Below are 24,796 nucleotides of genomic sequence, written 5' to 3' on the forward strand. Positions count from 1 at the left end.
GATTTTGATGATGCTGAAGATTGCAGCTTCAACACAAAACTTGTGGGAGCTGGCTTGCCAGCGATGGGGTCAACTCGGTTTTCAGACCTGCGCCTGAGCCCCTTCGAACCACGCCAGTTTCTCGCGCAGTTGCACCACTTCCCCGACGATCACCAATGTCGGCGCATGCACTTCATGCTCCGCCACCAATCGCGGCAAATCGGCCAGCGTGCCGGTAAAGACCCGCTGATTGACCGTGGTGCCCTGCTGAATCAGCGCCGCCGGGGTATCCGCCGAACGACCATGCTTGATCAGTTGCTCGCAAATAACCGGCAACCCGACCAGGCCCATGTAGAACACCAGCGTCTGCGCCGGCGCGACAAGGTCGGCCCATGGCAGATCGGTGGAACCGTCCTTCAAATGCCCGGTGACAAACCGCACGGACTGCGCGTAATCACGATGAGTCAGCGGAATCCCGGCATACGCCGCGCAACCGCTGGCCGCCGTGATACCTGGCACCACCTGAAACGGAATGCCGTGAGCGGCCAGCTCTTCAATCTCTTCACCGCCACGGCCGAAGATAAACGGATCGCCGCCCTTCAACCGCACGACACGTTTGCCGGCCTTGGCCAGATCGACCAGTTGCTGGTTGATCTGATCCTGCGGTACGGCGTGATCAGACCGACGCTTGCCCACGTAGACTCGCTCGGCATCACGACGGCACAGCTCAAGAATCGCCGGCGCGACCAAGCGGTCGTACAGCACCACATCGGCCTGCTGCATCAGACGCAACGCCTTGAAGGTCAGCAGGTCCGGATCGCCCGGGCCCGCGCCGACCAGATACACCTCACCGGTGGTGACCATGGCTTCGCCATCGATCTTGGCTTGCAGCAGACGCTCGGCCTCGGCGCCCTGTCCGGCCAGTTGGCGATCGGCAATCGGCCCCTGAAACACGTCTTCCCAGAAACCACGACGCTGCTGCACATCCGGAAACAGGTTTTTCACCTGATTGCGAAAACGCGCGGCGAGTCCGGCCAACTGACCGTAAGTCGATGGAATCCAGGTTTCGATCTTGGCGCGGATCAAGCGCGCCAGCACCGGCGCATCGCCGCCGCTGGACACCGCGATGATCAGCGGCGAGCGATCGACGATCGCCGGGAAGATCACACTGCACAAGGCAGGCGCATCGACCACGTTAACCGGCACGCAGCGCTTGTGAGCATCGGTGGAAACTTGTGCGTTGAGCGCCTCATCGTCGGTGGCGGCAATGATCAGCCCGCAACCGTCCAGATCCGCTTCAACGTAACCGCGCAACAGGCATTCACCGCCAGAAGCGGCGACCAGTTCACGCAGTTGCGTTTCGATTTCAGGTGCGACCACCCGCAGCAGCGCACCGGCATCGGCCAGCAGGCGGGATTTGCGCAAGGCAATTTCCCCCCCACCGACGACCAACACACGACTGCCGCGCAGGTTGTGAAACAGCGGCAGATATTTCATTTAGCCGATGACCTCAAGGCCACCCATGTACGGCTTCAGCACGTCCGGCACACGGATCGAACCGTCGGCCTGCTGGTAGTTTTCCAGCACGGCAACCAGGGTGCGACCTACGGCAAGACCGGAACCGTTCAAGGTGTGCACCAGCTCAGGCTTGCCGGTTTCCGGGTTGCGGAAACGCGCCTGCATACGGCGGGCCTGGAAGTCGCCGCAGTTCGAGCACGAGGAGATTTCACGGTACTTGTCCTGGCTTGGGATCCACACTTCGAGGTCGTAAGTCTTGACCGCGCTGAAGCCCATGTCGCCGGTGCACAGCGCCAGGGTGCGGTAAGGCAGACCGAGCAGTTGCAGGACTTTTTCAGCGTTGGCGGTCAGGCCTTCCAGCGCTTCCATCGAGGTCGATGGCTCAACGATCTGGACCATTTCAACCTTGTCGAACTGGTGCTGACGGATCATGCCGCGGGTGTCACGACCCGACGCGCCCGCTTCGCTGCGGAAGCACGGAGTATGGGCAACGAACTTGATCGGCAGCAGTTTCGAATCGACGATTTCGCCGGCGACGATGTTGGTCAGCGACACTTCGGCGGTCGGGATCAGGTACAGATCGGCTTCGCCTTCGCGAGCGATCTTGAACAGGTCTTCTTCGAACTTCGGCAGTTGACCGGTGCCTTGCAGTGCCGGCGCCTGAACCAGGTAAGGCGTGTAAGCCTCTTCGTAGCCGTGCTCGTTGACGTGCAGGTTGATCATGAACTGCGCCAGTGCGCGGTGCAGACGGGCGATCGGGCCACGCAGCAAGGCGAAACGCGCGCCGGACAGCTTGGCGGCGGTTTCGAAATCCAGCCAGCCGAACTTTTCGCCCAGGGCAACGTGGTCTTTCACTTCGAAATCGAAAGCAGTCGGCGTGCCCCAGCGGCGCACTTCGACGTTGTCGTCTTCGTCTTTGCCGACCGGAACCGATTCGTGCGGCAGGTTCGGAATGCCGAGCAGGATCGAGTCCAGTTCGGTCTGGATCGCGTCCAGTTCGACTTTACCGGCACTCAGTTCGCCCGCCATGCGCTCGACGTCCGCCATCAGCGGCGCGATGTCTTCGCCGCGCTGCTTGGCCTGACCGATGGATTTGGAACGCGCGTTACGCTCAGCCTGCAGTGCTTCGGTGCGGGTCTGGACGGTCTTGCGCTGTTCTTCCAGCGCTTCGATGCGCGCGGTATCCAGGGCAAAGCCACGGGAAGCCAGGCGGTCCGCTACGTCCTGAAGGTTGCTACGTAACAGTTTGGAATCGAGCATGTCGGTTTCTCGTTATCAAAGTTTGGTCAAAGACAGGCCAGCCCACGTCGCGAGCAGCCCGCCGAATACGCTGAGTGCCGCATAGCCCAGGGCCAGCGGCACTTGCCCGCTTTCCAGCAGGCGCACCGTATCCAGTGAAAAGGATGAAAAAGTCGTCAGCCCCCCAAGGAAGCCGACCATCAACCCGGCACGCACCTCGATCGGTACTTCCGGGCGTATCAAAAACAGGCCGTACAACACGCCAATCAACAGACAGCCCACGATATTAACGGCCAGCGTCGCGGTATAGAAGTGCCGCGGCCAATTGGCGTTAACCCAATTGCCGGTAGCGAAGCGCAACAAGGTGCCGGCAACCCCGCCGGCGGAGACCGCAATGATCAATGGAAGCACTATTTTCTCCGTTGCCGAGGGCTTAAACGATCAAGTTGAGCGAGATGGTTGAGCTTCTCGCCGATCTTCAATTCCAGGCCGCGCGGCACCGGTTGGTAGAACGGGATCGGCTCAAGCTCTTGCGGGAAATAGTCTTCGCCAGCGGCGTAAGCGTCCGGCTCATCGTGGGCGTAGCGGTATTCGTCACCGTAGCCCAATTGTTTCATCAGTTTGGTCGGCGCGTTACGCAGGTGCAGCGGCACTTCCAGCGAACCGTGTTCGGCGGCAGCACGCAGCGCGGTTTTGAAGCCCATGTACACCGCGTTGCTTTTCGGCGCGCAGGCCAGATAAGTGATGGCCTGCGCTACCGCCAACTCGCCTTCCGGGCTGCCGAGGCGTTCCTGCACTTCCCACGCCGCCAGGCACAGGCTGAGGGCTCGCGGGTCGGCATTACCGATATCTTCGCTGGCCATGCGCACCACGCGCCGGGCCAGGTACAGCGGATCGCAACCGCCGTCGATCATTCGCGCGAACCAGTACAACGCGCCGTCGGGGTTGGAGCCGCGCACCGATTTGTGCAGCGCCGATATCTGGTCGTAGAACGCCTCGCCACCCTTGTCGAAACGCCGGCGCGTGTCGCCGAGCAGGCTTTGCAGCAGCTCGGTGCCGATCTCGCTGTTGTCTTCGGCCAGATCCGAGGCGTTTTCCAGCAGATTGAGCAAGCGCCGGCCATCGCCATCGGCGGCGGAAAGCAGCATCTGGAAGCCTTCGTCGTTCAGCGTCAGGTTGCGCTTGCCCAGACCGCGCTCTTCGGTGAGCGCGCGGTGCACCAGTTTGCGCAGTGCGGCTTCGTCGAGGCTTTTCAACACATAAACACGGGCACGCGATAACAAGGCGTTGTTGAGTTCGAACGAAGGGTTTTCGGTGGTGGCGCCGATGAAGATCAGCGTGCCGTCTTCAACGTAAGGCAGGAACGCGTCCTGCTGGGATTTGTTGAAGCGGTGCACTTCATCGACGAACAAAATCGTGCGCTTGCCGTACTGGCCGGCCTGCTGCTTGGCGATTTCAACGGCCTGGCGGATCTCCTTGACCCCGGCGAGCACCGCCGAGACTGTTTCGAAGTGCGCATCGGAGACTTCCGCGAGCAACCGCGCCAGCGTGGTTTTGCCCACGCCCGGCGGGCCCCAGAAGATCATCGAATGCAGGGCACCCTGCTCCAGCGCCTCACGCAACGGCTTGCCGCGAGCGAGCAGGTGTTCCTGACCGACGTACTCATCCAGATTGGTCGCACGTAAACGCGCGGCCAGTGGCTGGGCAATCGGTGCACTGCGAAACAGATCCATCACTACCTATGAAACCTCACTGGTGACAACAATCCCTGTGGGAGCGAGCTTGCTTGCGAAGGCGGTGTGGCAGGCGCCCTACAGGCTGACTGCTCCGACGCATTCGCGAGCAAGCTCGCTCCCACAGGTTATTGCATTTATTCCTGGATCACGTCGGCACCCTTGGGGATGTCGAACTTGAACTTGGACGGCGATACCGGCTCGTTGGCCTTGACCCCGGTGAACAGGATGTTGGTGCGCTGGCCGACGCTGTCGATCAGTTGCATATCGTTAAGCAGGCCGTTGCGGAACGACAAACGCAGGTTGTCGAACAGGGTGTCCTTGGTTTTCGGCTTGAGGGTGAAGTCGATCACACCGCCCGCCTCTTTCGCGGAAATATCAAAGCTCTGGCTGATCTTCGATACATCACCGGACAGCAGCAGCGCCGGGGTCTGGGTCAGGCGCTCGTCGAGTTTCTTGATGGTCGCCTGTTCCAGATCCGGATCCCACAGGGTGACTTTCTTGCCATCAGACACCATGGTCTGCTCGGCCGGCGCGTTGGTGTGCCAGTAGAACAGGCCCGGACGCTGCAAGGTCATGTCGCCAGTGGTTTCCTGCAACTGCGTGCCGCTGCCGTCGAGGGTCAGCTGCGAGAAGTTCGCGCTCAGGGTCTTGGATGTTTCCAGCAATTGGGTCAGACGCGCCACGTCCTTGTCATCGGCGTGGGCCGTGAGAGTGGTCAGCGCCAGTACTGGCAGCAGCATGCGGATAAGACGCATGGGAGTCCTCTTGAATACTCGTTGGGAGAGCGGCGGCACATCATTGTCCCGCCTCTTGCGTTTGCAATCAGTCGCGTACCGGGCCCGGGGCCAGGACTTCACGGGAACCGTTGGTGTTCATCGAGGTGACGACGCCGGCCATTTCCATGGCTTCGATCATCCGTGCGGCGCGGTTGTAGCCGATTTTCAGCTTGCGCTGTACAGCGGAAATCGAGGCACGACGGCTTTCCAGCACGAACTGTACAGCTTCGTCATACAGCGCGTCGGCTTCCGGATCATCACCGTCGCCGCCACCGCTGCTGCCTTCAAAACCGCTGCCGGCTTCTTCGACACCGTTGAGGATGTCGTCGTTGTATTCCGGTGCGCCGCGCAGTTTCCATGCTTCGACCACGCGGTGTACTTCATCGTCGGATACGAATGCACCGTGAACCCGGATCGGCAGGCTGGTGCCCGGTGGCATGTAAAGCATGTCACCGTGGCCGAGCAGTTGTTCGGCGCCACCCTGGTCGATGATGGTGCGCGAGTCGATCTTGCTCGATACCTGGAACGCCATACGGGTCGGAATGTTGGCCTTGATCAGACCGGTGATCACGTCCACCGACGGCCGCTGGGTCGCGAGGATCAAGTGAATACCCGCCGCACGCGCCTTCTGCGCAATACGGGCGATCAGTTCTTCGACCTTCTTGCCGACGATCATCATCATGTCGGCGAATTCGTCGACCACCACGACGATGGTTGGCAGTTTCTGCAGCAATGGCGCTTCGTCGTGGATGCTTTCGCGCTTGTACAGCGGATCGCTCAACGGCTCGCCGGCGTCCTGCGCTTCCTTGACCTTGGCATTGAAGCCAGACAGGTTGCGCACGCCCATTTTCGCCATCAACTTGTAGCGGCGCTCCATCTCGGCAACGCTCCAGCGCAAGGCGTTGGCGGCGTCTTTCATGTCGGTCACGACCGGGCACAGCAAATGCGGAATGCCTTCGTAGATCGACAGCTCCAGCATTTTCGGGTCGATCATGATCAGCTTGGCGTCTTCCGGGCCGGACTTGAACAGAATCGACAGGATCATCGCGTTCACACCCACCGACTTACCGGAACCGGTCGTACCGGCCACCAGCAAGTGCGGCATCTTCGCCAGGTCAGTGATCACCGGTTTGCCGCCGATGTCATGACCGAGTGCCAGGGTGACCGGCGATTTAAAGTTGTCGTATTCAGGCGTCGACAGCACTTCGGAGAAACGCACGATCTGCCGGTCTTCGTTGGGAATCTCGATACCGACAGTGGTCTTGCCCGGAATGACCTCGACCACCCGCACACTGGTCACGGCCAAGGAACGCGCGAGGTCTTTGGCGAGGTTGGCGATGCGGCTGACTTTCACACCGGCAGCAGGCTGGATTTCGTAACGGGTAATCACCGGGCCGGGGTGGATCGAATCCACCGTGACCTCGACACCGAACTCCTTGAGCTTGATCTCCAGCAAATGGCCGACCGCCGCCAGGGATTCCGGTGAGTAATTGAGTTGTTTCTTTTCCGCAGGATCAAGAATCGAGATCGGCGGCAAGGTGCCCTCCACGGCACTGTCGACGAACAACGGCACCTGTTTTTCTTTCTGCACGCGCTTGCTTGGTTCGGGTGCTTTGGCCGGGGCCGGGGCGATAACCGGCGGCACCTGCTTCTCACGATCGGACATGTGCTTGCTCAGGGCTTGCTCACGTTCGATCAGGCGTTCTTTGACTTTGGCCTGTTCACGCTTGTCAGTGACCGTCGGCGCGACTACGTCGTGGACGCGATCGTCGACTTCACGCAGTTGCGCAACCAGTTGTTTGCGTTCGGTGCGCGCCGACCACCAGCGGTTGAGCGCGCCCTGGAACAGTTCGAACAAGTCGAGGGTGATCTTGCCGGTGATGTCCATCACCTTGAACCACGACAGGTCGGTAAACACCGTCAGGCCGAACAGGAACAGCGCGATGAACAACAGCGTGCTGCCCTGAATGTTCAGCGCATTCTTTGCCAGATTGCCGAGGCTTTCGCCTAGCGCACCACCGGCACCCGCCGGCAGACCCGAGGCCGCGTGAAAATGCAGATGCGCCAGCGCCGCGCCGGACAGCACCAGAAACACCAGACCGATCAGGCGCCAGGAGAACAGCCAGCCGCTCCACTGCCACGGTTCGTGGCGCTGACGGAAGATCTGGTAAGCCTTGATCGCCAGCAGCAACGGGAAGATGTAAGCGAAGTAACCCAGCACCATGAACAGGATGTCGGCGCTGTAGGAGCCCGCCGGGCCGCCGAAATTCTGCACGTCGTCGATCTTGCTGTTGTGGCTCCAGCCCGGATCGTCTTTGCCATAGGTCAGCAAAGCCATCATCAGGAACAGGCACAAGGCGCCGATGGCGATCAATGCACCTTCCTTGAGCCGGTAGTGCAATTGTTGGCGCCAGAGCGGAACGACTGTTTTTGGTGCTTCGGTGGATTTCTTCAAAACGCTTCTTTTCCTGCGCACGAGGCGCGTCCATCTATTGAATGACGATAAAAAACTGCCCGATCCAGGCAGGTAAAAAAGTGAACGAGCGCAACTGAGACTACTTTTAACACTGTGCTGTGGGTTTTATAAACACAGCCAAGAACACAGCGCACCGCGAATATTCTGTAACAGCCCGGCATTGTACGGGTTTGTGCGTCCGATGCCATGCTTCAAACCTCAGGATTGAGCATAGTCAAGCACACAGAAGCCGCGACTCAATTTGAGCATGCATTACCTTTTGTGACAAAGGCTTATGAGGTGTATTTGATGAACGTAGCGAAGCATTCACGCCTGATCATCCTCGGCTCCGGTCCGGCCGGTTACAGCGCTGCCGTGTATGCCGCCCGCGCCAACCTCAACCCCGTGGTCATTACCGGCCTGCAGGCCGGTGGCCAGCTCACCACCACCGTTGAAGTCGACAACTGGCCCGGCGACGTCGAAGGCCTGACCGGCCCGGTGCTGATGGAACGCATGCAGAAACACGCCGAACGCTTTGCCACAGAGATCGTTTACGACCACATCCACACCGCCAAGTTGCAGCAGCGCCCGTTCGAGCTTATTGGCGACAGCGGCACTTACACCTGCGATGCGCTGATCATCGCCACCGGCGCGTCGGCGCAATACCTGGGGCTGCCCTCGGAAGAAGCCTTCGCCGGTAAAGGCGTTTCCGCCTGTGCGACCTGTGACGGCTTTTTCTATCGCAATCAGGTGGTCGCGGTCGTCGGTGGCGGCAACACGGCAGTTGAGGAAGCACTGTACCTGTCGAACATCGCCAAGGAGGTGCACCTGATCCATCGCCGCGACAAACTGCGCTCGGAGAAAATCCTCCAGGACAAACTGTTCGAGAAAGCCGCCAACGGCAACGTACGCCTGCACTGGAACCAGAATCTCGACGAAGTACTCGGCGATGCCAGCGGCGTCACCGGCGCGCGACTGCGTGACAGCCATACCGGCGAAACTCGCGAACTGGCACTGGCCGGCGTCTTCATCGCCATTGGCCATAAACCCAACACCGACCTGTTTCAAGGCCAGTTGTCGATGCGCGACGGCTATTTGCAGGTCAAGGGTGGCAGCGACGGCGACGCGACCTCCACCGGGATTCCCGGGGTGTTTGCCGCCGGTGATGTAGCCGACCACGTTTACCGCCAGGCGGTGACGTCGGCGGGCGCCGGCTGCATGGCCGCGCTCGATGCCGAGAAGTATCTGGACGACATTCCTGTCATTTAACGGCACACTTTATCGCGGGCCGAACAGCCCGCACCGCCCTCCCCTTCTGCAAGCCTGGATGCCATGCTGACTTGGTTACAACGTAATTCCCTGACTTTTCCGCCGCTGGAAAAGGCCATGCGCGACCCTAACGGATTGCTCGCCGCCGGTGGCGACCTGTCGGCCGATCGCCTGATCCAGGCTTACCGTCATGGCTGCTTTCCGTGGTTTTCCGAGGGCCAGCCGATTCTCTGGTGGTCGCCGGATCCTCGCACAGTGCTGTTTCCCGACGAACTGCATGTCTCGCGCAGCCTCGGCAAACTGCTGCGCCAGGAACGCTACCAAGTGACCTTCGACCAGGACTTCGACGCCGTGATCCGCGCCTGCGCCGCGCCACGGGATTACGCCGACGGCACCTGGATCACCGAAGCCATGCAGGACGCCTACATTGAACTGCATCGTCGCGGCTTCGCGCATTCGGTGGAGGTCTGGGATCAGGGCGAACTGGTCGGCGGCCTGTACGGCCTGGCGATGGGCCAACTGTTTTTCGGCGAATCGATGTTCAGCCGCGCCGACAACGCTTCGAAATTCGGCTTTGCCACCTTGGTACGCCATCTGAACGACTCGGGGTTCGTGCTGATCGACTGTCAGATGCCGACCGATCATCTGCACAGCCTCGGCGCGCGGGCCATTCCTCGCCAGCAATTCGCCGACTATCTGGCAAATCACCTGGATCAACCCAATCGTGCCACCTGGGTTTGCTGAGCGACTTTTGCGCGCGTGGCTTACACTTAATTCACCAGCTTATCCCGAGGGTTGATCATGACCGAGTTGGCGCGTTTGAAGTTCTATGCCACTCAGCCTCACTCTTGCAGTTATCTGCCCGAGGAGCAGGCCACGACCCTGTTTCTCGATCCGAGTCAGCCCATGGATGTGCATGTCTACGCAGACCTGTCGGAAATGGGCTTTCGCCGCAGTGGCGATCATCTGTACCGGCCGCATTGCCAAAATTGCAATGCGTGCGTGCCTGCACGCATTCCGGTGGCGCAGTTCCTGCCCAATCGCCAGCAGAAGCGGATTTTCAAGCGCAACATGGATTTGCAAGTGCGCCCGGCCAAGCCGCAATTCAGTGAAGAATATTTCGATCTGTACCAGCGCTATATCGAACAACGCCACGCTGACGGCGATATGTACCCGCCAAGCCGTGATCAATTCTCGACTTTTCTGGTACGTGATCTGCCCTTCTCGCGTTTTTACGAGTTCCGACTCGACGGACGGTTGCTCGCCGTGGCGGTGACCGATTTGCTGCCGAATGGTTTGTCAGCGGTCTACACCTTCTACGAACCCGACGAAGAGCGCCGCAGCCTTGGCCGTTTTGCCATCCTCTGGCAAATCGCCGAGGCTCAGCGCCTCGGGCTTGAAGCGGTGTACCTCGGATACTGGATCAAGAACTGCAAAAAGATGAACTACAAGACGCAATACCGACCCATCGAATTGCTGATTAATCAGCGCTGGGTCATCCTCAACTAAACCCAAGCCGTAAACCCCTTGGCGTAAACCCCATTTTTCGGGCACAATGCACGCCGCTTTTGCCTGGCGCAGTTGCACCGGGCCATTCATTGGATACCGAGGGCTTTACTGCATGTCGAAAGAAGACAGCTTCGAAATGGAAGGCACTGTCGTCGACACCCTGCCCAACACCATGTTTCGTGTGGAGTTGGAAAATGGGCACGTCGTAACCGCGCATATTTCCGGCAAGATGCGCAAGAACTACATTCGTATTCTTACCGGTGACAAAGTGCGCGTCGAGCTGACGCCCTATGACTTGAGCAAAGGGCGCATTACTTACCGCGCTCGCTAATCAAGTCAATACAGAACGCCCGGTTTATGCCGGGCGTTTTTGTTTGTGCGTTCTGGGGTTTTGGGGCTGGAGGCATATCCGTTTTTGCGGGTGCTGCCGCTGGCGGTTTCGCTCTTACAGCGACTCACTTTTCCAGACGCCGAAAAGTAAGCAAAAGGCTTTGCCCCTGGCGTACGGCACTTCGCTGAGGCTCAGTGTTCCCTCGCTACGGCGTCCATCCGGGGGCATCGCCTACGGTTTGCTTCGCTGCACCTCCTCTCGATGTATGCGGCTACGCCGCACGGCGCTGCGCGCCTACCCCCGGATGGACACCTCCGCTCGGCCTGCCGATGGGGCAAAAGATCAAAAGCCAAAGCCAGATCACAAGCCAGATCAAGAGCCCCTCACCCTAGCCCTCTCCCGGAGGGAGAGGGAACTGACCGAGGTGATTGCGAGAGATACGGCGACGTGAAATACCGAGTTGAACGCAAATTTTGAGATACCCACCATCGGCTCCCTCTCCCTCGGGAGAGGGCTGGGCGGGCGGCGTTCCGATGAGGGGCAGCTCCAACGCAAATCCAAAGCCGACCACGCTGTGCCCCTCACCACTCAACAGGATGAGCGTTAGCTCGGCTGCGGCTCTTGATCCACGGGCGACATCGGAAGGCTGAGCGCAGGGATTGATCCGGGGGTGGGAGCGCAGCGACCGTTTGGCGAAGCCAAACACAGCGAGAGGAGGTGCAGCGAAGCAAACCGTAGGCGCTGCGCCCGGATCGATGCCGGAGCGAAGGAACCCCGAGCCCCAGCGAGCGGGCCGCACGTAGGAGCAAGCGTTTTTTGCTTACTTTTTTTGGCGTTTGAAAAAAAGTGAGTCGCCGTAAGGGCGAAACCCTAAGCCGCCGTTACCGCAGCAACGGATATACACCCAAAACCCAAAAACACCAGACAACAAAAAGGCGCCCGAAGGCGCCTTTCCAATCTACATCAAGCCATCAGGCCATCTCAGCGGTAGTCTCGAAGTCAAACGTCAACTCGCCATCCTTGATGTCGATGTGAACCACACCGCCATGCTCGGCCAGCTCGCCAAACAGAATCTCCTCCGCCAACGGACGCTTGATCTTGTCCTGGATCAGACGCGCCATCGGACGCGCACCCATCGCCGAGTCATAACCACCCGCCGCCAGCCAACTACGCGCCGCGTCGGTAACCTCAAGCAGCACACGCTTGTCTTCCAGCTGCGCCTGAAGCTCGGTAAGGAACTTGTCCACCACACTTTTGATGACCTCATGACTGAGGCGACCAAACTGAATAATGGTGTCCAGGCGGTTACGAAACTCCGGCGTGAAGCTCTTCTTGATCACTTCCATCGCATCAGACGAGTGGTCCTGATGAGTGAAACCGATCGAAGCACGCGCCGCCGTTTCGGCACCGGCGTTGGTGGTCATGATCACAATCACGTTGCGGAAGTCCGCCTTGCGCCCGTTGTTGTCGGTCAGCGTACCGTGGTCCATCACCTGCAGCAGCAGGTTGAAGACTTCCGGATGCGCCTTCTCGATTTCGTCGAGGAGCAATACGCAGTGCGGCTGCTTGGTGATCGCTTCGGTCAACAAACCGCCCTGATCAAAACCGACATAGCCCGGAGGCGCACCGATCAGACGCGATACGGTGTGACGCTCCATGTACTCGGACATGTCGAAGCGAACCAACTCGATCCCCAACGCCTTGGCCAGTTGCCGCGCAGCCTCGGTTTTACCGACACCGGTCGGGCCTGCGAACAGGAACGAACCGACGGGTTTGTCAGGCGACTTGAGGCCGGCGCGAGACAGCTTGATCGCGGTTGACAGCGAATCGATCGCCGCGTCCTGACCAAACACCGTCAGCTTCAGGTCACGCTCAAGGTTACGCAGCAACTCCTTGTCGGAGCTGGTGACGTGCTTAGGCGGAATCCGCGCGATTTTCGCGACGATGTCTTCAACGTGCGGCACTTCGATGCGCTTGGCGCGCTTCTCGACCGGTTGCAAGCGCTGATAGGCGCCCGCCTCGTCAATAACATCAATGGCTTTGTCCGGCATGTGCCGGTCATTGATATAGCGCGACGCCAGTTCAGCAGCAGCCCGTAGCGCTTCGTCGCTGTATTCGATGTTGTGGTGCTGCTCGAAACGCCCTTTCAGGCCACGCAGGATACCAATGGTGTCTTCCACCGATGGCTCGACGACATCGACCTTCTGGAAGCGACGCGCCAAGGCACGATCCTTCTCGAAGATGCCGCGAAACTCCTGGAACGTGGTCGAACCGATGCAGCGAATGTCGCCAGACGACAGCAGCGGCTTGAGCAGGTTCGAAGCGTCCATGACCCCGCCCGACGCAGCACCGGCACCGATAATGGTGTGGATCTCGTCGATAAACAGAATGGCTTGCGGACGTTTTTTCAGTTCATTGAGCAGCGCCTTGAAGCGCTTCTCGAAATCACCGCGATACTTGGTGCCCGCGAGCAGAGCACCGAGATCCAGCGAATAAACAACACTACCGGCCAGCAGATCCGGAACCTGATTGTCGACAATGCGCTTGGCCAGGCCCTCGGCAATCGCGGTTTTACCCACGCCTGCCTCACCGACCAGCAGCGGATTGTTTTTGCGCCGACGCGCGAGAATCTGCGCGACACGTTCGACTTCCGATTCACGGCCGACCAGCGGGTCGATGCGACCCTGGCGCGCGAGTTCGTTGAGGTTGCTGGCATAAGCATCCAGAGGATTGCCTGAAGAAGAAGACTCGCCGCCCTCGTCGTCCTGCATATCTTGTTCACCTTCAGAGTGATCGCCATGCCCCGGCACTTTGGAAATGCCGTGAGCGATGTAGTTGACGACATCGATGCGCGCCACGCTCTGCTGCTTCAGCAGGAACACGGCCTGACTCTCTTGCTCACTGAAGATTGCAACCAGCACGTTAGCGCCGGTTACTTCGCGTTTGCCCGAGCTCTGTACGTGGAAAACAGCACGTTGCAGTACACGCTGGAAGCCCAGGGTTGGCTGGGTTTCGCGATCTTCGTCATGAACGGGGATCAATGGCGTGGTGGAGTCGATGAACTCCTGCAGGTCATGCTTGAGTTTGTCGAGGTTTGCGCCGCAGGCACGCAAAACGGTGGCGGCAGCCTCATTGTCCAATAGGGCCAGCAAAAGGTGTTCGACGGTCATGAATTCATGACGTTTCGAACGAGCCTCCTTGAAGGCTAGATTGAGGGTGACTTCGAGCTCGCGGTTTAACATAGCTTCACCTCATACCCAAGTGGTCGGCGATTAACCGTCCTTCTCGATTTCACAGAGTAGCGGATGCTGGCTTTCCCTGGCGTACTGGTTGACCTGCATGGCCTTTGTCTCGGCGATGTCGCGGGTAAACACTCCACATACTGCCCGTCCTTCTGTGTGGACGGCCAGCATGACCTTGGTCGCCAGCTCGCGATTCAGGTTAAAAAACACCTCGAGCACTTCGACGACGAAATCCATCGGTGTGTAGTCATCATTAAACAAAACCACCTTGTACATCGGCGGCGCCTGTAACGCAGGCTTTGCTTCCTGAACAGCAACGCCTGCCGAATCGTCGTCGTGCTCCTGTGGAAGATCCTTTTGGAGAAGCGGGCGATCCTGATTGAATGTTAGTCGAATCTGGCTGATTGCATGCATGGAAAGAAAGGTTCGTCAGTTGTGCAAATACAGTGGTGGGGGCGGTTGTCCACGTTTTCAACTCCGACTGCCCGGTCACCTTGACTATCGGGAAAACGGTGTTACAACCAATAGAGCCCACAGTGGGTAAAAAAGATCCGCGGAGTCAATTCTTTTAACGAATAAGATTGCGGATGAACTGGATGATACTCCAGCGATGGAGTCTGTTGCAGAGGGATTTGAGCATGGCTGTCGGCAAGGTGAAATGGTTCAACAATGCCAAGGGATTCGGCTTTATCAATACCGACGCCCGCGAAGGCCGCGACGAGGATGGGAAAGAGATCGACTTCTTTGCTCATTTTTCTCAGATTAAGATGGATGGGTACAAAACCCTCAAAGCCGGGCAAGCGGTGGTTTTTAGTATTATTCAAGGTCCTAAGGGGCTGCATGCCACAGACATCCAATCTGTCATCACTGAGCCATCCAGTGCCGTTGAGAGCGCAGCTGTCGGCGCGGCTGCGGCTGCGGCTGCGGCTGCCGCAAACGCCAAAGCAATGAGCTGACTGATTCTCACCTGATATTCCAAGCAATAAAAAACCGCCTGACTCAATTCAACGAGTCAGGCGGTTTTTATGTGCCTGAGTTTCCTACATATGCGAAATCAACGCATCCCCGAAGCCCGAAGACGAAACCAGCTTGGCACCTTCCATCAAACGTTCGAAGTCATAGGTCACTGTCTTGGCCGAGATAGCGCCGTTGGTGCCCTTGATGATCAAATCCGCCGCTTCAGTCCAGCCCATGTGGCGCAGCATCATCTCGGCCGACAGAATCAGCGAACCCGGGTTAACCTGGTCCTTGCCGGCATACTTCGGCGCAGTACCGTGGGTGGCTTCGAACATCGCCACGGTGTCGGACAGGTTGGCGCCCGGCGCGATACCGATGCCGCCCACTTCCGCCGCCAGAGCGTCAGAAAGGTAGTCGCCATTGAGGTTCAGGGTCGCGATCACATCGTATTCGGCCGGGCGCAGCAGGATCTGCTGGAGCATGGCGTCAGCGATGGCGTCCTTGACCACAACGTTCTTGCCGGTTTTCGGGTTTTTGAACTGCATCCACGGGCCGCCGTCGAGCAGGGTCGCGCCGAACTCTTCGGCGGCCACTTCGTAGGCCCACTCTTTGAAGGCACCTTCGGTGAACTTCATGATGTTGCCTTTGTGCACGATGGTCAGCGAATCGCGGTCATTGTCGACCACATATTGCAGAGCCTTGCGCGCCAGACGCTTGGTGCCTTCCAGCGAAACCGGCTTGACGCCGATGCCGCAGTTTTCGTCGAAACGGATCTTGGTGACGCCCATTTCTTCTTTAAGGAATTTGATGACTTTGGTGGCTTCCGGCGAACCGGCCTTCCACTCGATGCCGGCATAGATGTCTTCGGAGTTCTCGCGGAAGATGGTCATGTCGACGTCGCCAGGCTTTTTCACCGGGCTTGGTACGCCTTCGAACCAGCGCACCGGGCGCAGACAGACGTACAGGTCGAGTTGCTGACGCAGGGCCACGTTCAGCGAGCGGATGCCGCCACCAACCGGGGTGGTCAGCGGGCCTTTGATGGAAACCACGTAATCCTTGACTGCATCGAGGGTTTCCTGAGGCAGCCAGGTGTCCTGATCGTAAACCTGAGTGGCTTTTTCCCCGGCGTAGACTTCCATCCAGGAAATCTTGCGTTTACCGCCGTATGCCTTTTGAACTGCAGCATCGACAACCTTGATCATCACCGGACTGATGTCGACACCAATGCCGTCACCTTCGATGAAGGGGATGATCGGGTTATCAGGAACATTGAGAGAATGGTCTGCATTGACGGTGATTTTGTCGCCGACGGCTGGAACCTGAATCTTCTTGTAACCCATGCTGAACTCCATTGTTTGGATTGAACATCTGGCTTGGTTCGAGCGTAACCCAGTTAAATCAACACGCAAACCCTCTGTTCCCGGCAATCGCACAACTCGTTTCGTACAAGCCTGAAAGCAAAGGGAAAAGCGCCAAACTCAAGCATTCGCGACGACTCTACGCGCCACCCTGCCCTGCGACCTTTAGACCAATGGACGAGAATCGTTGCATATGAACCATCGGCAGATTGCCAGCTACCTATGTATAATGCCGCCCGCTGACCACAGGGTCACGACGGCTGGCCTCTCTAGCACGAGACTTTCCGCCTGATTGGTCGGGTTGTTACCGCAGCCTGACTGCTTGACGCTCTACTGATGCACCCAACATCACCGCGAAGAATCTCGACATTCGGTTCATGGATGACTTTGAACGAACGCGCTTACCCGGCGCCCCTCGAGTTTCTGCGCACGCTTTAGCAAAGAAGAGAGAGTTAATCCGAATATGCCCACCCGCTCGAAGATCATCTATACCTTCACCGACGAAGCTCCAGCCCTCGCCACCTATTCCCTGCTGCCGATCATCGAGGCGTACACCGCTTCGGCCGATATCGCCGTGGAAACCCGCGATATCTCTCTTGCAGCACGCATTCTGGCCAGCTTCCCCGAGCAACTGGGCGACAAAGCCGTAGCCGACCACCTCGCCGAACTGGGCGACCTGGCCGTTACGCCTGAAGCCAACATCATCAAGCTGCCGAACATCAGCGCTTCGGTGCCACAGCTGCAAGCCGCGATCAAAGAGCTGCAAGCTCAGGGTTACAACCTGCCGGACTATCCGGAAACCGTAACCAGCGACGCCGACAAAGAAGCCAAGGCGCGTTACGACAAGGTCAAGGGCAGCGCCGTGAACCCGGTTCTGCGCGAAGGCAACTCTGACCGTCGCGCACCGCTGTCGGTGAAGAACTACGCACGCAAGCACCCGCACAAAATGGGCGCCTGGGCCAAAGACTCCAAATCCCATGTCGCTCACATGAGCACCGGCGATTTCTACGGCAGCGAAAAAGCTGCCCTGATCGACGCCGCTGACGCTGTGAAGATCGAGCTGATCGCCAAGGACGGCACCGCGACCGTCCTGAAAGAAAAAACCACCGTTCAGGCCGGCGAGATCCTCGACTGCGCCGTGATGAGCAAAAACGCTCTGCGCGCGTTCATCGCTGCTGAAATCGAAAGCGCCAAGGCTCAAGGCGTGCTGCTCTCGGTTCACCTGAAAGCGACCATGATGAAGGTCTCCGACCCGATCATGTTCGGCCAGATCGTTGCCGAGTTCTATAAAGACGCACTGACCAAGCACGCTGACGTGCTGGCCGAGATCGGCTTCAACCTGAACAACGGCATCGGCGATCTGTACGCACGCATCAAGGCCCTGCCGGCCGAGCAGCAAGCGCAGATCGAAGCCGACATGGCCGCCGTCTACGCTGCTCGCCCATCGCTGGCGATGGTCAACTCCGACAAAGGCATCACCAACCTGCACGTGCCGAGCGACGTTATCGTCGACGCCTCGATGCCAGCGATGATCCGTGACTCCGGCAAAATGTGGGGCACCGACGGTCAACTGCACGACACCAAGGCGGTTATCCCGGATCGTTGCTACGCGACCATCTACCAGGCTGTGATCGAAGACTGCAAAGCCAATGGCGCTTTCGACCCGACCACCATGGGCAGCGTGCCAAACGTTGGTCTGATGGCGAAGAAAGCCGAAGAGTACGGCTCGCACGACAAGACTTTCCAGATCAAGGCTGACGGCGTGGTTCGCGTCACCGACAGCAAGGGCAACCTGCTGATGGAACAGGCTGTTGAAGCCGGCGACATCTTCCGCATGTGCCAGACCAAAGATGCGCCGATCCAGGACTGGGTCAAACTGGCCGTCAACCGCGCTCGCGCCAGCAGCACGCCAGCGATCTTCTGGCTGGACCCGATGCGCGCTCACGACGGCGTAGTGATCGAGAAAGTTCAGGCTTACCTGAAGGATCACGACACGGCCGGTCTGGACATCCAGATCATGGCGCCGGTCGACGCAATGAAGTTCACCCTGCAGCGCACCCGCGAAGGCAAGGACACCATTTCGGTGACCGGCAACGTACTGCGCGACTACCTGACTGACCTGTTCCCGATCATGGAACTGGGCACCAGCGCCAAGATGCTGTCGATCGTGCCGCTGATGAACGGCGGTGGTCTGTTCGAAACCGGCGCCGGCGGTTCGGCTCCGAAGCACGTGCAGCAACTGGTTGAAGAGAACTTCCTGCGCTGGGATTCGCTGGGTGAGTTCCTCGCACTGGCAGCGTCCCTCGAGCATCTGGGTGTGAACTACAACAACCCGAAAGCGCTGGTGCTGTCGAAAACCCTGGATCAGGCCACTGGCCAGTTCCTCGACAACAACAAGTCGCCATCGCGCAAAGTCGGCAACATCGACAACCGCGGCAGCCACTTCTACCTGGCGATGTACTGGGCTCAGGCCCTGGCTGCCCAGACTGAAGACGCGGCACTGCAAGCGCAGTTCGCGACGCTGGCAAAAACTCTGACCGAGAACGAAGCGACCATCGTTGCCGAGCTCAACGCCGTTCAGGGCAAGCCAGTCGACATCGGCGGTTACTACCACGCCAATGCCGAGCTGATCAGCAAGGCCATGCGCCCAAGCGCAACCCTCAACGCGGCGATTGCTGCGCTGGTTTAAGGTTGTAAAGGGAACATCACAAACCCCGGCCTCGTGCCGGGGTTTGTGTTTCCGGGTTTTATGATCACCACAAAACCCTGTGGGAGCTGGCTTGCCAGCGATAGCGGTGGATCAGTCACCTTCAATGCTGAATGATAGGCCGCCATCGCTGGCAAGCCAGCTCCCACAGGGATCGGGTTCCAATATTCAAAAACGAGGACACCGTATGGAATGGCTCCCCCACATCACCGTCGCCACCATCGTCGAGGACAACGGCCGCTTCCTGATGGTTGAAGAACACAAGGCCGGGCGCAACGTGCTGAATCAGCCCGCCGGCCACCTCGACCCGGACGAATCCCTGATCGACGCCGCCGTGCGCGAAACCCTCGAAGAAACCGGCTGGGACGTCGAACCCACCGGCGTCATCGGCATTTACCTGTACACCGCGCCAAGCAACGGCGTGACCTACCAGCGCGTGTGCTTCAGCGCCAAAGCCGTCAAACACCATCCGGATTACCAGCTCGACGACGGCATCGTCGGCGCCAAGTGGCTGACCCGCGACGAATTAGTCGCCCAACGCGACAACTGGCGCAGCGAACTGATCATCCGTTGCATCGACGATTATCTGGCCGGTCATCACTACAGCCTCGAACTGATCCGTCCTTCTCTTTAGCCTTGAGGCCGCGAGCCTGCTAGAATCGCGTCCTTTTTCAAGACACTCATTGAATCCCTATGCGTGATCCAGCCCCTTCTGACACATCCAAGAAGCGCGTCATTGTCGGCATGTCCGGCGGCGTGGACTCTTCCGTTTCCGCTCTCCTGCTGATCGAACAGGGTTACGAGGTGGAAGGCCTGTTCATGAAGAACTGGGAAGAAGACGACGGAACGGAATACTGCACCGCCATGGACGACCTGGCGGATGCTCAGGCTGTCTGCGACAAAATCGGCATCAAGCTGCACACCGCTAACTTCGCTGCGGAATACTGGGACAACGTGTTCGAGCATTTCCTCGCCGAATACAAGGCCGGTCGCACGCCGAACCCGGACATCCTGTGTAACCGCGAGATCAAGTTCAAGGCGTTCCTCGACTACGCCATGATGCTTGGCGCCGACCTGATCGCCACCGGCCACTACGTGCGCCGCCGTGACATCGATGGCCGCACCGAACTGCTCAAAGGCCTCGATCCGAACAAGGATCAGAGCTACTTCCTGCACGCCGTCGGCGGCGAACAGATCGCCAAGACCCTGTTCCCGGTCGGCGAACTGGAAAAACCGGAAGTCCGCGCAATTGCCGAGAAATACGAACTGGCCACCGCCAAGAAGAAGGATTCCACCGGGATCTGCTTCATCGGCGAGCGTCGCTTCAGCGATTTCCTCAAGCAATACCTGCCGGCGCAACCGGGCGAAATCAAAACCACCGAAGGCGAAGTCATCGGCCGTCACCACGGCCTGATGTATCACACCATCGGTCAGCGCCAGGGCCTCGGCATCGGCGGTTTGAAAGACGCCGGTGATGAGCCGTGGTACGTACTGCGCAAGGATCTGGACACCAACGAGCTGATCGTCGGCCAGGGCAACAACCATCCATGGCTATTCTCCGGCGCCCTGCTCGCCTCGGAAATCTATTGGGTCAACCCGATCGACCTGAGCCAGCCGCTGCGCCTGACCGCCAAGGTGCGTTATCGCCAGAGCGATCAAGCCTGCACCCTGGAAAAAACCGCCAGCGGCTACCGCGCTGTGTTCGACGAACCGCAACGCGCGGTGACGCCGGGCCAGTCCGTGGTGTTCTACGACGGTGAAATCTGCCTCGGTGGCGGCGTGATCGAAGTGGCAGAGCCGTGGAGCGGCCAGGCATGAGCCCGACTCAGGAGCAACTGACGGCGCTCGGCGGTGTGTTTCTCGCCGCCGTGCTGGTCGACCGGATCGCCAAGACCGGCCAGACCAGCGAGGCCGGTCTGACCTGCATGCTCGGCAGCCTGTTGGTGCGCGACCCGAAGGACACGCTGGACGTATACGGCGGCGATGACCTTAATCTGCGCGAAGGCTATCGAGCGCTGATCGGCGCACTGGAACGCGACCCGAGCACGTTGCAGCGCGAGCCGTTGCGCTATGCGCTGTCGATGCTCGGTCTGGAGCGTCAATTGGCCAAGCGCAATGACATGCTCGACACCATCGGCAAGCGTCTGCCGCAGATCCAGTCGCAGGTCGAGCATTTCGGCCCGGCCCACGAAAACGTGGTGGCGGCCTGCGGCGCGCTGTATCAGGACACCCTGAGCACTTTGCGCCAGCGCATTCAGGTGCACGGCGACATGCGCAACCTGCAGCAACCGAGCAATGCCTCGAAGATTCGCGCCCTGTTGCTCGCCGGCATTCGTTCGGCGCGCCTGTGGCGGCAGCTCGGCGGCCATCGCTGGCAGTTGGTGATCAGCCGGCGCAAGCTGCTCAAAGAGCTGTATCCGTTGATGCGCAGCGAGTAAACGCCGCGCAATAAAAGCTTTGTAGTCTGTAACGCGTAATACGCCGGTCAGTTGGCAACGGACCAGCGGATTTTTTCATGTATGATACGCGCCCCATTTCGTTGCCCGACTGTCCGAGAACACCCCATGCAGCTTTCTTCGCTCACTGCGGTTTCCCCTGTTGACGGCCGCTACGCCGGCAAAACCCAGGCCCTGCGCCCGATTTTCAGCGAGTACGGCCTGATCCGTGCCCGTGTTCTGGTTGAAGTGCGCTGGCTCCAGCGTCTGGCCGCCCACGCTGGTATCCCTGAAGTGCCAGCCTTCTCCGCCGAGGCCAACGCCGTTCTCAATGAACTGGCTGAAAACTTCTCGCTGGAGCACGCCGAGCGCGTCAAAGAAATCGAGCGCACCACCAACCACGACGTCAAGGCGATCGAATACCTGCTCAAAGAGCAGGCGGCCAAGCTGCCGGAGCTGGCCAATGTCAGCGAGTTCATCCACTTTGCCTGCACTAGCGAAGACATCAACAACCTGTCCCACGCCCTGATGCTGCGCGAAGGCCGTGACGAGGTGATGCTGCCGCTGATGCGCCAGACTGCCGAAGCCATCCGCGAACTGGCCATCCGTTTCGCTGACGTGCCGATGCTGTCGCGCACTCACGGCCAACCAGCCTCGCCGACCACTCTGGGTAAAGAGCTGGCGAACGTGGTTTACCGTCTCGAGCGTCAAATTGCTCAAGTCGCTGCCGTTCCGCTGCTGGGCAAAATCAATGGCGCTGTCGGCAACTACAACGCACACCTGTCGGCCTACCCGCAGATCGACTGGGAAGCCAATGCCCGCGCCTTCATCGAAGACGAGCTGGGCCTGGGCTTCAACCCGTACACCACGCAGATCGAACCGCACGACTACATCGCCGAGCTGTTCGACGCGATCGCGCGCTTCAACACCATCCTGATCGACTTCGACCGTGACATCTGGGGCTACATCTCCCTGGGTTATTTCAAACAGCGCACTATCGCTGGCGAAATCGGTTCGTCGACCATGCCGCACAAGGTCAACCCGATCGACTTCGAAAACTCCGAAGGCAATCTGGGCATCGCCAACGCACTGTTCCAGCACTTGGCGAGCAAACTGCCAATCTCCCGCTGGCAGCGCGACCTGACCGACTCCACCGTACTGCGCAACCTCGGTGTCGGCTTCGCCCACAGCGTTATCGCATACGAAGCCAGCCTCAAAGGCATCAGCAAGCTCGAGCTGAACGCTCAGAAGATTGCTGCCGACCTCGACGCTTGCTGGGAAGTATTGGCCGAGCCGATCCAGACCGTGATGCGCCGTTACAACATCGAAAACCCGTACGAGAAGCTGAAAGAACTGACCCGCGGCAAGGGCATCAGCCCTGAAGCGTTGCAGACTTTCATTGATGGCCTGGACATGCCAGCGCAAGCGAAAGCCGAACTCAAGCAACTGACCCCGGCCAACTACATCGGTAACGCTGTAGCGCAAGCCAAACGTATCTGATCGACCGCTTGACCCGTTTGAGACGCCCGGCCGCGCCGGGCGTTTTTATTCCCGTCTGAAAAGTGCTTTTTTTCAATAGGTTACATATGAATTCCGATATTCCTCTTCAACTTCTGGGCGGCATCACGGCGCGCGAATTCCTGCGCGACTACTGGCAGAAAAAGCCACTGTTGATCCGTCAGGCAATTCCTGACTTCGAAAGCCCGATCGACGCCGACGAACTGGCCGGCCTGGCCCTGGAAGAAGAAGTCGAATCGCGTCTGGTGATCGAGCACGGCGAGCGCCCATGGGAACTGCGTCGCGGCCCGTTCGCTGAAGACGAGTTCAGCAAACTGCCGGAAAAAGAGTGGACCCTGCTGGTGCAAGCGGTTGACCAGTTCGTCCCGGAAGTCAGCGAACTGCTGGAAAACTTCCGCTTCCTGCCGAGCTGGCGCGTTGACGACGTGATGATCAGCTTCGCCGCCCCGGGTGGCAGCGTCGGTCCGCACTTCGATAACTACGACGTGTTCCTGCTGCAAGGTCACGGCAAGCGCAACTGGAAAATCGGCCAGATGTGCGATTCCGAGAGCCCGCTGCTGCAGCACGCGGATCTGCGCATCCTTGCTGAATTCCACGAGACCGAAGAGTGGACGCTGGAACCGGGCGACATGCTCTACCTGCCGCCACGCCTGGCTCATTGCGGTGTCGCGGTCGACAACTGCATGACCTACTCGGTCGGTTTCCGTGCGCCAAGCGCCTCTGAAGTGCTGACTCACTTCACTGACTTCCTCAGCCAGTTCCTGACTGACGAAGAGCGCTATACCGACGCCGACGCGCAACCAGCGGCTGATCCGCATCAGATTCAACACGATGCACTGGATCGCCTGAAAGCCCTGCTCGCCGAGCACATGAGCGACGAGCGCCTGCTGCTGACCTGGTTCGGCCAGTACATGACCGAGCCGCGTTATCCAGAACTGGTGGCCGGCCCGGAAGAAATCGAAGAAGAAGATTTTCTCGCCGCCCTGCAGGATGGCGCCATTCTGATCCGCAACCCGAGCGCGCGCCTGGCCTGGTCGGAAGTCGATGACGACCTGCTGCTGTTCGCCAGCGGTCAGAGCCGTTACCTGCCGGGCAAACTGCGCGAATTGCTGAAACTGATCTGCGCTGCTGACGCCCTGCACACCGACAACCTCGGCGAGTGGCTGAACGACGAAGACGCCTGCAGCCTGCTGTGCCAGTTGGTCAAGCAAGGGAGCCTGGGGTTCGCTGATGAATAAAATTCGCGTTCGTGTCGCAGACTGGCAGAAGGACATCGCCGAGATCCGGCGCATTCGTGAAACGGTGTTCATCGCCGAACAATCGGTGCCACCTGAGCTGGAATGGGACGCGGATGACGCGACCGCCGTGCATTTTCTGGCGTTTGAAGGCGACTTCCCGATCGGCACTGCGCGCCTGCTGCCTGATGGGCATATCGGCCGGGTTTCGGTGCTGAAAGACTGGCGCGGGATGAAGGTGGGTGATGCGCTGATGCAAGCGGTGATTGCTGAGGCTGAAGAGCGCGGACTGAAGCAGCAAATGCTCAGTGCGCAGGTACAGGCCACGGCGTTCTATGAGCGCCTGGGCTTCAGCCTGGTCAGCGAGGAATTCCTCGAAGCCGGGATTCCGCATGTCGACATGGTTCGGCATTCGGCCTGAGACCGAGTTGCTGCCTTCGCGAGCAAGCTCGCTCCCACACTGGATCTGTGCCTGACGCACAATTTGTGTCCGCTGGAGATCTACTGTGGGAGCGAGCTTGCTCGCGAAGAG

Annotated in this window: 21 protein-coding genes; 12 read left to right on the forward strand and 9 right to left on the reverse strand. The window is 59.2% G+C overall.

What is annotated here, in order from left to right; genetic code table 11:
• Positions 1 to 81: 81 nt before the first annotated feature.
• The 6 genes from cysG to ACZ0A4_RS12640 form a co-directional block, all read right to left on the reverse strand.
• Positions 82 to 1,476: a siroheme synthase CysG gene (gene cysG / locus ACZ0A4_RS12615; RefSeq protein WP_463574990.1), complete on the reverse strand. Its 1,395-nt coding sequence runs from the start codon at positions 1,474 to 1,476 to the stop codon at positions 82 to 84.
• Entirely contained in the window at positions 1,477 to 2,757 is a 1,281-nt protein-coding gene (gene serS, locus ACZ0A4_RS12620) for a serine--tRNA ligase (RefSeq protein WP_007908080.1), read from the reverse strand. It lies immediately after the preceding gene.
• Between the two features lie 15 nt (positions 2,758 to 2,772).
• Complete coding sequence (crcB, locus tag ACZ0A4_RS12625) at positions 2,773 to 3,147, reverse strand: fluoride efflux transporter CrcB (protein WP_007908079.1); 375 nt, start codon at positions 3,145 to 3,147, stop codon at positions 2,773 to 2,775.
• The gene (locus ACZ0A4_RS12630; RefSeq protein ID WP_463577549.1) at positions 3,147 to 4,469 is read right to left on the reverse strand and encodes a replication-associated recombination protein A; all 1,323 of its coding nucleotides are present in this window, start codon (positions 4,467 to 4,469) and stop codon (positions 3,147 to 3,149) included. The genes crcB and ACZ0A4_RS12630 overlap by 1 nt, the downstream gene beginning before the upstream one ends.
• A gap of 137 nt (positions 4,470 to 4,606) precedes the next feature.
• The gene (lolA, locus tag ACZ0A4_RS12635) at positions 4,607 to 5,227 is read right to left on the reverse strand and encodes an outer membrane lipoprotein periplasmic chaperone LolA (protein WP_242207637.1); all 621 of its coding nucleotides are present in this window, start codon (positions 5,225 to 5,227) and stop codon (positions 4,607 to 4,609) included.
• 67 nt (positions 5,228 to 5,294) lie between these two features.
• The gene (locus ACZ0A4_RS12640) at positions 5,295 to 7,724 is read right to left on the reverse strand and encodes a DNA translocase FtsK (RefSeq protein ID WP_177409230.1); all 2,430 of its coding nucleotides are present in this window, start codon (positions 7,722 to 7,724) and stop codon (positions 5,295 to 5,297) included.
• Positions 7,725 to 8,012: 288 nt separating this feature from the next.
• Here ACZ0A4_RS12640 and trxB point away from each other — a divergent pair, with 288 nt between their 5' ends.
• From trxB to infA, 4 genes are all read left to right on the forward strand, one after another.
• Positions 8,013 to 8,972: a thioredoxin-disulfide reductase gene (gene trxB / locus ACZ0A4_RS12645; protein WP_463574991.1), complete on the forward strand. Its 960-nt coding sequence runs from the start codon at positions 8,013 to 8,015 to the stop codon at positions 8,970 to 8,972.
• Between the two features lie 63 nt (positions 8,973 to 9,035).
• Positions 9,036 to 9,716, forward strand: a complete 681-nt coding sequence (aat, locus tag ACZ0A4_RS12650) for a leucyl/phenylalanyl-tRNA--protein transferase (RefSeq protein ID WP_463574992.1) — start codon at positions 9,036 to 9,038, stop codon at positions 9,714 to 9,716.
• A 57-nt stretch (positions 9,717 to 9,773) separates the two neighbouring features.
• A complete protein-coding gene (locus tag ACZ0A4_RS12655) occupies positions 9,774 to 10,481 on the forward strand; it encodes an arginyltransferase (protein WP_463574994.1) in 708 nt (235 codons plus the stop codon).
• Between the two features lie 112 nt (positions 10,482 to 10,593).
• A complete protein-coding gene (gene infA / locus ACZ0A4_RS12660; RefSeq protein WP_002553999.1) occupies positions 10,594 to 10,812 on the forward strand; it encodes a translation initiation factor IF-1 in 219 nt (72 codons plus the stop codon).
• A gap of 971 nt (positions 10,813 to 11,783) precedes the next feature.
• Here the strand turns inward: infA and clpA are convergent.
• Together clpA and clpS are read right to left on the reverse strand one after the other, a co-directional pair.
• A complete protein-coding gene (clpA, locus tag ACZ0A4_RS12665) occupies positions 11,784 to 14,054 on the reverse strand; it encodes an ATP-dependent Clp protease ATP-binding subunit ClpA (RefSeq protein WP_007920210.1) in 2,271 nt (756 codons plus the stop codon).
• Between the two features lie 30 nt (positions 14,055 to 14,084).
• Positions 14,085 to 14,468, reverse strand: a complete 384-nt coding sequence (gene clpS / locus ACZ0A4_RS12670) for an ATP-dependent Clp protease adapter ClpS (RefSeq protein ID WP_011334948.1) — start codon at positions 14,466 to 14,468, stop codon at positions 14,085 to 14,087.
• 224 nt (positions 14,469 to 14,692) lie between these two features.
• Here clpS and ACZ0A4_RS12675 point away from each other — a divergent pair, with 224 nt between their 5' ends.
• The gene (locus ACZ0A4_RS12675) at positions 14,693 to 15,010 is read left to right on the forward strand and encodes a cold shock domain-containing protein (RefSeq protein ID WP_141130076.1); all 318 of its coding nucleotides are present in this window, start codon (positions 14,693 to 14,695) and stop codon (positions 15,008 to 15,010) included.
• An 84-nt stretch (positions 15,011 to 15,094) separates the two neighbouring features.
• Here the strand turns inward: ACZ0A4_RS12675 and icd are convergent, their stop codons facing one another.
• Positions 15,095 to 16,351 (reverse strand): NADP-dependent isocitrate dehydrogenase, encoded by a 1,257-nt coding sequence (gene icd, locus ACZ0A4_RS12680; RefSeq protein WP_008087051.1) that lies wholly within the window; start codon positions 16,349 to 16,351, stop codon positions 15,095 to 15,097.
• A gap of 481 nt (positions 16,352 to 16,832) precedes the next feature.
• Here icd and ACZ0A4_RS12685 point away from each other — a divergent pair, with 481 nt between their 5' ends.
• The 7 genes from ACZ0A4_RS12685 (at position 16,833) to ACZ0A4_RS12715 (ending at position 24,685) form a co-directional block, all read left to right on the forward strand.
• Positions 16,833 to 19,058: an NADP-dependent isocitrate dehydrogenase gene (locus ACZ0A4_RS12685; protein WP_463574996.1), complete on the forward strand. Its 2,226-nt coding sequence runs from the start codon at positions 16,833 to 16,835 to the stop codon at positions 19,056 to 19,058.
• Between the two features lie 205 nt (positions 19,059 to 19,263).
• Positions 19,264 to 19,710: an NUDIX hydrolase gene (locus ACZ0A4_RS12690; RefSeq protein WP_463574997.1), complete on the forward strand. Its 447-nt coding sequence runs from the start codon at positions 19,264 to 19,266 to the stop codon at positions 19,708 to 19,710.
• A 59-nt stretch (positions 19,711 to 19,769) separates the two neighbouring features.
• Complete coding sequence (mnmA, locus tag ACZ0A4_RS12695; RefSeq protein WP_127928939.1) at positions 19,770 to 20,894, forward strand: tRNA 2-thiouridine(34) synthase MnmA; 1,125 nt, start codon at positions 19,770 to 19,772, stop codon at positions 20,892 to 20,894.
• Entirely contained in the window at positions 20,891 to 21,514 is a 624-nt protein-coding gene (gene hflD, locus ACZ0A4_RS12700; protein WP_038362633.1) for a high frequency lysogenization protein HflD, read from the forward strand. The genes mnmA and hflD overlap by 4 nt, the downstream gene beginning before the upstream one ends.
• Before the next feature lie 126 nt (positions 21,515 to 21,640).
• Positions 21,641 to 23,011, forward strand: a complete 1,371-nt coding sequence (purB, locus tag ACZ0A4_RS12705) for an adenylosuccinate lyase (RefSeq protein ID WP_400776682.1) — start codon at positions 21,641 to 21,643, stop codon at positions 23,009 to 23,011.
• 86 nt (positions 23,012 to 23,097) lie between these two features.
• Positions 23,098 to 24,267, forward strand: a complete 1,170-nt coding sequence (locus ACZ0A4_RS12710) for a ribosomal protein uL16 3-hydroxylase (protein ID WP_463574998.1) — start codon at positions 23,098 to 23,100, stop codon at positions 24,265 to 24,267.
• Positions 24,260 to 24,685, forward strand: coding sequence for a GNAT family N-acetyltransferase (locus ACZ0A4_RS12715; protein WP_034155132.1), 426 nt, complete (start codon positions 24,260 to 24,262; stop codon positions 24,683 to 24,685). Before ACZ0A4_RS12710 ends, ACZ0A4_RS12715 begins: the two co-directional genes overlap by 8 nt.
• Positions 24,686 to 24,796: the final 111 nt, after the last annotated feature.

Source organism: Pseudomonas sp. AC172 (assembly GCF_979258595.1).

Coding starts and splice junctions, on each gene's coding strand:
- trxB (WP_463574991.1), top strand. CDS start 8,013: ATGAACGTAGCGAAGCATTCACGCCTGATCATCCTCGGCTCCGGTCCG.
- infA (WP_002553999.1), top strand. CDS start 10,594: ATGTCGAAAGAAGACAGCTTCGAAATGGAAGGCACTGTCGTCGACACC.
- ACZ0A4_RS12630 (WP_463577549.1), bottom strand. CDS start 4,469: ATGGATCTGTTTCGCAGTGCACCGATTGCCCAGCCACTGGCCGCGCGT.
- ACZ0A4_RS12685 (WP_463574996.1), top strand. CDS start 16,833: ATGCCCACCCGCTCGAAGATCATCTATACCTTCACCGACGAAGCTCCA.
- ACZ0A4_RS12710 (WP_463574998.1), top strand. CDS start 23,098: ATGAATTCCGATATTCCTCTTCAACTTCTGGGCGGCATCACGGCGCGC.
- aat (WP_463574992.1), top strand. CDS start 9,036: ATGCTGACTTGGTTACAACGTAATTCCCTGACTTTTCCGCCGCTGGAA.
- purB (WP_400776682.1), top strand. CDS start 21,641: ATGCAGCTTTCTTCGCTCACTGCGGTTTCCCCTGTTGACGGCCGCTAC.
- icd (WP_008087051.1), bottom strand. CDS start 16,351: ATGGGTTACAAGAAGATTCAGGTTCCAGCCGTCGGCGACAAAATCACC.
- ACZ0A4_RS12715 (WP_034155132.1), top strand. CDS start 24,260: ATGAATAAAATTCGCGTTCGTGTCGCAGACTGGCAGAAGGACATCGCC.
- ACZ0A4_RS12655 (WP_463574994.1), top strand. CDS start 9,774: ATGACCGAGTTGGCGCGTTTGAAGTTCTATGCCACTCAGCCTCACTCT.
- clpS (WP_011334948.1), bottom strand. CDS start 14,468: ATGCATGCAATCAGCCAGATTCGACTAACATTCAATCAGGATCGCCCG.
- clpA (WP_007920210.1), bottom strand. CDS start 14,054: ATGTTAAACCGCGAGCTCGAAGTCACCCTCAATCTAGCCTTCAAGGAG.
- ACZ0A4_RS12675 (WP_141130076.1), top strand. CDS start 14,693: ATGGCTGTCGGCAAGGTGAAATGGTTCAACAATGCCAAGGGATTCGGC.
- lolA (WP_242207637.1), bottom strand. CDS start 5,227: ATGCGTCTTATCCGCATGCTGCTGCCAGTACTGGCGCTGACCACTCTC.
- mnmA (WP_127928939.1), top strand. CDS start 19,770: ATGCGTGATCCAGCCCCTTCTGACACATCCAAGAAGCGCGTCATTGTC.
- ACZ0A4_RS12690 (WP_463574997.1), top strand. CDS start 19,264: ATGGAATGGCTCCCCCACATCACCGTCGCCACCATCGTCGAGGACAAC.
- cysG (WP_463574990.1), bottom strand. CDS start 1,476: ATGAAATATCTGCCGCTGTTTCACAACCTGCGCGGCAGTCGTGTGTTG.
- hflD (WP_038362633.1), top strand. CDS start 20,891: ATGAGCCCGACTCAGGAGCAACTGACGGCGCTCGGCGGTGTGTTTCTC.
- serS (WP_007908080.1), bottom strand. CDS start 2,757: ATGCTCGATTCCAAACTGTTACGTAGCAACCTTCAGGACGTAGCGGAC.